Consider the following 7,658-nt stretch of genomic DNA (forward strand, 5'->3'; position numbering starts at 1 on the left):
CCCCTTACAACAGCTTGTCGATGCCGAACTCGGCCCCGTTCTCCACCATGAAATCGATGAACGCCCGCAATTTGCGCGGCATAAGTTGTCGCTCCGGAAACAGCAGGTAGATCGACACCTTGGGTTGCTGCCACTCTGGCAGCACCGCGACCAGCTCGCCGCTGGCCAGCTCCTCCTGACAGAGCATGGCCGGGATCGAGGCCAGTCCGAGACCCGCCTTGGCCGCCTCGCGGGCACAGGTAATATTATTGACCCGAAAACGGGAGGGAGGGTCAACCAGCACCTCTTTGCCATCCAGCTCGAAGCACCAGTGGGAAGCGAGAAAGCCGTTGCTCACCGTCACCCGCTCATGGTTGGCCAGATCCTCCGGCCGCTTGATCGCCGGGCTGCGCGCCAGATAGGCCGGACTGGCACAGAGCAGCTTCCCGGTGCTCCATAGGCGGCGTGCGGCCAGATTGGAATCGCTCATATCGCCGATCCGCACCACCGCATCCAGCCCTTCGCTGATGGGGTCAACCACCCGGTTGGTCAGCTCCAGCTCCACCTGCAGGCCGGGATAGGCCTGTAAAAACTTGGCGACCAGGCGCCCGACCACCAACTGACCCGTCTCTATGGGCACGGCCATCTTGAGAGTGCCGGTCACCTCTTGCTGGCTGGCGCTCAACATCAGCTCCGCTTCCGTCAATGCCTCCACCGCCTTGCTGCAGTGCCGGTAGTACTTCTCCCCCTCCTCGGTCAGGGTGAGCTGACGGGTGGAGCGATAGAGCAGCCGCACCCCGAGCCGCTGTTCCAGCTCGGCAATCCGCCGGCTGACCATCGCCTTGGTCATCCCCAGCTCCTGGGCTGCGGCAGTAAACGAGCCCTTGTCGACAATTCGTACCAGAATTAACGCAGCATTTAGGTCCATTGTTGCACCTGTGAAACTGTATATCTCGTGAACCAATACTAATCGAAACAGTCGAGCAGTGTTAGCCTGCGCCCCTTACGTTCAGGAATCTCCAAAATGAGTCAACACAAGAAAATCCCTCTCCTGGCCGCCATGATACTGGCCCTGCTCGCTCTCCTCTTCTCCGCCTACTGGTATCTCCACGGCCGCTATTTCGAGAGCACCGACAACGCCTATCTCCAGAGCGAGGTAACCGGGATCAGCTCCAAGCTACCCGGCTATATCAGCGAAGTGCTGGTGACCGACAACCAGCCGGTCAAAGCGGGCCAGCTCATCGCCCGCCTCGATGATCGCGAATACAAGACCAAGGTCGCGGAGGCCGAGGCCGATCTGCGCCTCAATCAGGCAACCGCCGAGAATCTGGCCGCGACCCGCATGCAGCAGCTGAGCCTGATCCAGCAGGCCGAAGCCAAGGTTGCCTCCGCCAAGGCCGAGCAGCTGCGCGCCAGCCAGCAGGTAACCCGGATCAGCCAGCTCAACCAGCGCCACTACAGCTCGCAAGACAGTCTGGATGAAGTGCGGGCTGGTCTGCAGGTCAATCAGGCACAGGCACAAGAAGCCAAAGCGGCCTTGCAGGCAGCCCGTGAGCGACTGCTGGTACTGGATGCCGAGCGCAAACAGAACCAAGCCAAGCTGGCATTGAGTGAAGCACAACTTGAGCAGGCCAAACTGGAGCTAGGTTATACCGAGCTACGGGCACCAGCCGATGGCATCATCGGCAAGCGCAGCCTGCGGGAGGGGCTCTACGTCCAGTCCGGCATGCAGGTCGCCAGTCTGGTGCCGCTGCAACAGGTGTGGGTCGAGGCCAACTTCAAGGAGACCCAGCTCGCCCATATGCAGCCCGGCCAGAAGGTCGAAGTGGTGCTTGATGCCTATCCGGATCAGCCAGTCGAGGGGGTCATCGACAGTCTGGCGCCAGCCACCGGTGCCAAGTTCGCCCTGCTGCCACCGGAGAACGCCACCGGCAACTTCACCAAGATTGTGCAGCGGGTACCGGTCAAAATCCGTATCCCCGAGCCGGGTCAGCTCGCCGGCAAGCTGCTGCCGGGTCTCTCCAGCGAAGTGACGGTAGATACCCGTACTCCTGATGCCATGACGGCCGCCAACTGATGGAACCCATTCCACGTCGCCACTGGATCGCGGTCATCGGCGGCCTTATCGGCGCCTTCATGGCCATCCTCGACATCCAGATAACCAACGCCTCCCTGAAGGACATTCAGGGGGCGCTCTCTGCCACCCTGAGCGAAAGCTCCTGGATCTCCACCTCCTATCTGGTGGCGGAGATGATCGCCATCCCCTTGAGTGGCTGGCTGAGCAGGGGGTTGAGCGTGCGCCGTTACCTGCTGTGGACCACGGGCGCCTTTATCGTCTCCTCCGTGCTCTGCTCCTTCAGCTGGAACCTCACCAGCATGATCGTCTTCCGGGCGATGCAGGGCTTCACCGGCGGGGCACTTATCCCGATGGCCTTCTCCCTCATCGTTACCCTGCTGCCGCTGCAGAAGCGGGCTACCGGCATGGCGCTGTTCGGCCTCTGTGCCACCTTCGCCCCGGCCATCGGCCCAACCCTCGGCGGCTGGCTCACCGAGCAGATGTCGTGGCACTACATCTTCTATCTTAACGTCCCGCCGGGGCTGCTGGTGATGGCCATGCTGGCGCACGGGCTGGACAAGAAGGCAGTGGACTGGGAGGTGATCAAGCGGGTCGACCTTATCGGCATCGTCACCATGGCGCTTGGTCTGGGCGTGCTGGAGGTGGTGCTGGAGGAGGGTAACCGGGAGGACTGGTTCGGCTCGACCTTCATCGTGCGCCTGACCATCATCTCGGTCGTCTCGCTGGTCTTCTTCGTCATCAGCCAGCTGCTGCGCCGCCACCCGCTGGTCAACCTGCGGCTGCTGCACAACCCGCGCTTTGCCCTCGCCTGTTTTGCCTACCTGATCCTCGGGATGGCCTTGATGGGCTCTATCTATGTGCTGCCGCTCTACATGACCCAGATCCACAACTACAACGCGCTGGAAATCGGCGAAGTACTGATGTGGATGGGGCTGCCCCAGCTGCTGGTACTGCCACTGGTGCCCAAACTGACCCACAAGGTCGATCCGCGCTATCTGGTGAGCTTTGGCTTTCTCATCTTCGCCGTCAGCTGCTTTATGAACGTCAACATGAGTGCCGACTATGCCGGGCCGCAGCTCATTCAGTCGCTCATCGTTCGGGCGCTGGGGCAGCCCTTCATCATGGTGCCGCTCTCCCTGGTCGCCACCGCCAGTCTGAGTCATGATGAGGTTCCCTCCTCCTCCACCCTGCTCAACGTACTGCGCAACCTGGGTGGTGCCTTTGGTATCGCCATCATAGCGACCATGCTCGACAACGATACCCGCACCCATATGCTCCAGATCGGCAGCACCCTGCCTGCCAGCAGTATCGAGGGACAAACCTATCTGCTGCAGCTGGCCCAGAGCATGATGGCACAGGGTTCCGGTCCCGAGCTGGCCGAGCAGCAGGCGCACGCCATACTCGCCAACACCATCAACCGGGAAGCGGCCATCATGGCCTACAACCAGGTCTTCTACATCATGGGGATCTTCCTGCTGGTCGCCAGCGGTCTGATGCTGCTGCTCAAATCCCCCGCCCCGCGGGCAGCGGATGCCGAGCCGATAGAGGCGTGAAAATCAGCTGATAAATAAAACGAAAAACGGGCCAACGCCCGTTTTTCTTTATCTGTTGCCTGCTGGCGTCATCCCGCCAGCGACCCCGCAATCAGGAACTGGGCGGCAAAGTAGCTGCTCATCACCCAGGCTCTGGCATGTGGGAAGGGGCGGCGGAAGCGATCAAGCGCCAGCATGCTGTCGGAGAAGAGGAACATCAGGGCGCCGGCCAGCGCCGCGGCACTGCCTGCGGTGAGCGATGCGTGCCAGGCACCCGCAGCCACCCAGGCCATGCCGATGATCACCAGCATGTAGCAGAAGACCGGGATGCGCATCTCCCCCAGCTTGCCCCACAGCAGGCCAAACACCAGCGCGGCAATGAGCAGGAGCAGCAAACCATCCACCAGATTGAGCACCAACGGCCCCTGGGCAAAGCCGACGATGTAGCAGAGGTGCGCGACAAGAAATGCCGCCAGGCCCTGAATAAAACGGTCGCTTGGCAGCATCAGCAGCACATCGCCCGCCAGCGAGAGGCAGAGGCCGAGCAGGATCCAGGCATGGGAACCATCGTGGTCATAGCCCTGATAGCCAAACGCCAGCGCGATGATGAGCAGCATGGTCAGCGGCTTGCTGATATAGAACTGGCGGCTGTCTGAACCATAGGCGGCGCGGATATGCCACCAACCGGAAGCGATGATCAAGAAACTCAATAACATGCCCTGCTCCTCACCCGTTGCTCGCTGTCATACGGCAACCGTTTTTATATCAGGGTGCAGGGTAACAAATTCCCCCACAGAGTGGCAGGGGGCGGATCAAAGGGTGAGACTAAGCCTAAAGTCTAATTGCCGCGCCAGACCATTCAAGGCATAAGAGACGGGTCTGGAGGATCACCATGGAAGAAGCTATGAAAAACTATCTGCCCGCCATCGATATCATGATGTGCCATCTGGGGATCAGCTTTGAGCAGGCGTGTGAGCAACTGGGGCTCAGCCAGCAGGAGCAGCAGGCTCTGGATCAGTTGCAGCAACAGCAGAGCCAAGCCAACTAGCCCTCCCGTTATTGGATATCACGATGTGCCATCCGGGGATCAGCTTTGAGCAGGTGTGCGAGCAACTGGGGCTCAGCCCGCTGGAACAACAGACCCTGAGCCAGCTGCAAGAGCAGGATCACCCCGAATAAGCCGAGATGCTGGCGCCAAACCGGCGTGCAGGATCCGCCAAAGAGAAGACCGCCGATTGGCGGTCTTCTCTTTTCTGCTTGTTCAGACTGGGGCTCTGGCAATACCCGCCAGCAAGCGACTCCAATTGCGTTTACTGGCGATGAAACCATCCCGCAAGGCTCGATATTCCAGCTGCACCTTGAGCCGGTCATAGCGCGCCAGCGCCTTGCGCTTGCGCAGCTCAAGCAGCCGCTTGCGACTGGCATAGTAGTGCTGCAACTGCTGACTCAGCTTGGCGTACTCCTCCTGCAGCAGTGCTTGCCACAGTTCGCGATCATCCTGTTTGACGAGCCTTGCCTGCGCCCGTTTGAGCTGCATCTCCAGCCTGGCCTGCTCGATGCGCTCCTCCGGCGATGAGTGCAGATCTCTCGCCAACCCGCACCATGAGGCAAACCGGATCAGCCATTTGGTCGGATCGAACTGCCACCACTGGATACCGTTGCGGTAATCGTTCTCGAACAGATGGTGGAAATTGTGATACCCCTCGCCAAAGGTGAAAAAGGCCAGGATGCCGTTGTCACGGGCGGTATTGCGATCCGTGTAGGGCTGGCTGCCCCAGATATGGGCCAGTGAGTTGATAAAGAAAGTGGTGTGGTGCGTCATCACCATCCGCAAGACGCCCGCCAGCAACAACATGCCGAGCAGATCTCCGTGGATCAGGCCAAATAGCAGCGGCAGGCCCAGATTGGTTGCCAGCACCAGCGCCAGATAGTGGCGATGCTGAAACATGACCACAGGGTTGTTCTGCAAATCCCGCACATTGCTGTAATCACCATATTGTTCCCCCTGATACTCCCGCAGCATCCAGCCGATATGGGAGTACCAGAAGCCACGCCCGGCGCTATAGGGATCCTTGTTGTTGTCATCCACATGACGATGATGACGGCGATGATCCGCCGACCAGTGCAGCGCCGAGTTCTGCAACGCCAGCGCACCACCGATGGCAAACAGCCACTGCAACGCCGGATGAGCCTTGTAAGCCTTGTGCGACCAGAGGCGGTGATAGCCCGCCGTGATCGAGAGCCCGCTCAAACAGAACAGCAGCAGGAACGTAGCCCACTGCCAGAGATCGTAACCGTGGCTCATCCCATACCAGGGCACGGCAACCAGCGCCACCAGTCCGGAGAGAGAGAACAACAGGGTATTGGTGAGAATAATCGGGGGTCTAGCCATCTTCTTGCATCCTTTCAGCGAACAGCTGTTAGCCATTTTCCATGGCGACTTCGCCAGGGTCAATGGTAAAAAAGTAGGATACAAACCTGATCCTGAGGCGCCTTCGGGTTATCATTTGTCCTCGTTAAGCTGAAGGTGACTGATTTCGTGGGTATTCGCGCTCAACAAAAAGAAAAAACCCGGCGTACATTGATCGATGCTGCATTCAGCCAACTGTGCGCCAACCGGAGTTTCTCCAATCTCAGCCTGCGGGAAGTGGCTCGTGAAGCGGGCATCGCCCCCACCTCCTTCTATCGCCATTTTCGCGATATGGAAGAGTTGGGCCTGACCCTGGTCGATGAGGGCGGTCTGACTCTGCGTCAGCTGATGCGCCAGGCACGCCAGCGCATTGCCGGTGGCGGCAGCGTCATCAGCACCTCGGTGCAGACCTTCATGGAGTTCGTCGAGAACAACCCCAACGTCTTCCGGCTGTTGCTGCGAGAGCGCTCCGGCACCTCGGCCGCATTTCGTCAGGCTGTCGCTCGCGAGATCCAGCACTTTATTGCCGAGCTGACCGATTATCTGGAGGCCACTACCCAGGCACCGCGGGAAGATGCCTATATCCAGGCCGAGGCCATGGTTACCATCGTATTCAGCGCCGGAGCCGATGCGCTCGACATGACCAGTGAAGAGTGCCGGGCACTCTCCGATCGCACTATTCGCCAGCTGCGGATGATTGCCATGGGCGCCGAGGTACAGAACCAGAAGCGCCGTGAACCTCACCCATGACCACAGGATGGAGAACGATATGACTGAACAGCTTGTGATCCCCAAAAAACCGCTCGCCATGGCGATGCTGATCGGCATCTGTGGCGATGCGTCTCTGGCGGTGCTGACCAACGCGGTCGTACCCTTCTCCTTCTTCCCGCTGATCGCTCTCTGGCTGGCGGCCTATCAGCTGTTCCAGCACTATCGCCACGAACCCATGGTGGGCAATACTCCCATCTGTACCCTGCTCTGCTTCTTTATCGGCGCCTTTGGTCACTCGGCCCTGCTCAAGGTGCAATACCCGGAGCTTGGCAGCAACTTCTTTTCCCTGATCATGATGTTGCTGCTGCTGGCGGTGCTCTCCATCAAGCTGGGTCTAAGCCTCGGCAAGAAAGAGAAACCCTGATTAGTCGACAAAGCGCGGTCACAATCATCTGATAGATAAAGAAAAGAGGCCTTCCCAACGGGAAGGCCTCTTTGTTTGCGCTACGCAGATTTATCAGGCATGACCATGCCGAGCAATCGAGGCATAGTGACTCTCGCCAGGCGACTCGGCTTTACCATTGATGTCCAGATGGAGGAGGGGGTAGTCAATATGGCTCTTACCTGCGGGGCTGTAGCCCAGTGATGGGAATGGGTGGCTGCGAGTAACCCAGTACAAATGGTTGTGAATCATCCAAAAATGACCGCAATTACACACCAAAAGGAGGGAATGGCGGGCCTGCCAGCGCCCACCCTCAGGCAAGAGCCACTGTTCAGTGGCTGCTGGATGCTGAAAATGCCAAAGCCCGGTCTGATAACCGGGCTTTGATGTCTATTCAGGCGTGCAACGCTGTGGCCAACGGGCAAATCGCCCATAGCAAAAAGGCCTTCCCCATCGGGAAGGCCTTCTATTTAGTGGCGGAGCGGACGGGACTCGAACCCGCGACCC

The 7,658-nt window shown here is 59.4% G+C and carries 8 protein-coding genes; 5 read left to right on the forward strand and 3 right to left on the reverse strand.

The genetic code is table 11. From position 1 onward, the window contains the following. Positions 1 to 4 precede the first annotated feature (4 nt). Positions 5 to 907, reverse strand: a complete 903-nt coding sequence (locus AAHA39_RS20125; RefSeq protein WP_041209589.1) for a LysR family transcriptional regulator — start codon at positions 905 to 907, stop codon at positions 5 to 7. Positions 908 to 1,003: 96 nt separating this feature from the next. On the opposite strand from AAHA39_RS20125, the gene AAHA39_RS20130 reads away from it, so the two are divergent. Both AAHA39_RS20130 and AAHA39_RS20135 read left to right on the forward strand, forming a co-directional pair. Next, positions 1,004 to 2,056 carry an HlyD family secretion protein gene (locus AAHA39_RS20130; RefSeq protein ID WP_320655776.1) on the forward strand — a complete coding sequence of 351 codons (1,053 nt, stop codon included), beginning with the start codon at positions 1,004 to 1,006 and terminating at the stop codon, positions 2,054 to 2,056. Beyond that, positions 2,056 to 3,609: a DHA2 family efflux MFS transporter permease subunit gene (locus tag AAHA39_RS20135; RefSeq protein WP_041209587.1), complete on the forward strand. Its 1,554-nt coding sequence runs from the start codon at positions 2,056 to 2,058 to the stop codon at positions 3,607 to 3,609. Before AAHA39_RS20130 ends, AAHA39_RS20135 begins: the two co-directional genes overlap by 1 nt. Positions 3,610 to 3,677: 68 nt before the next feature. Here AAHA39_RS20135 and AAHA39_RS20140 read toward each other — a convergent pair whose 3' ends face one another. Then, on the reverse strand, positions 3,678 to 4,304 hold the full coding sequence (locus AAHA39_RS20140) for a lysoplasmalogenase (RefSeq protein ID WP_041209586.1): 627 nt from the start codon (positions 4,302 to 4,304) through the stop codon (positions 3,678 to 3,680). Positions 4,305 to 4,492: 188 nt separating this feature from the next. On the opposite strand from AAHA39_RS20140, the gene AAHA39_RS20145 reads away from it, so the two are divergent. Beyond that, positions 4,493 to 4,636 carry a hypothetical protein gene (locus AAHA39_RS20145; RefSeq protein WP_162182404.1) on the forward strand — a complete coding sequence of 48 codons (144 nt, stop codon included), beginning with the start codon at positions 4,493 to 4,495 and terminating at the stop codon, positions 4,634 to 4,636. Between the two features lie 213 nt (positions 4,637 to 4,849). On the opposite strand, the gene AAHA39_RS20150 is transcribed toward AAHA39_RS20145, so the two are convergent. Continuing rightward, positions 4,850 to 5,980, reverse strand: a complete 1,131-nt coding sequence (locus AAHA39_RS20150) for a fatty acid desaturase (protein WP_320655775.1) — start codon at positions 5,978 to 5,980, stop codon at positions 4,850 to 4,852. 147 nt (positions 5,981 to 6,127) lie between these two features. On the opposite strand from AAHA39_RS20150, the gene fabR reads away from it, so the two are divergent. Further along, complete coding sequence (gene fabR, locus AAHA39_RS20155) at positions 6,128 to 6,748, forward strand: HTH-type transcriptional repressor FabR (RefSeq protein ID WP_033112608.1); 621 nt, start codon at positions 6,128 to 6,130, stop codon at positions 6,746 to 6,748. A gap of 19 nt (positions 6,749 to 6,767) precedes the next feature. Continuing rightward, positions 6,768 to 7,133: a YijD family membrane protein gene (locus AAHA39_RS20160; protein ID WP_041209584.1), complete on the forward strand. Its 366-nt coding sequence runs from the start codon at positions 6,768 to 6,770 to the stop codon at positions 7,131 to 7,133. Positions 7,134 to 7,658 lie beyond the last annotated feature (525 nt).

Source organism: Aeromonas sp. SE22 (genome assembly GCF_038739755.1).
In the GTDB taxonomy this organism is placed as follows: domain Bacteria; phylum Pseudomonadota; class Gammaproteobacteria; order Enterobacterales; family Aeromonadaceae; genus Aeromonas; species Aeromonas jandaei.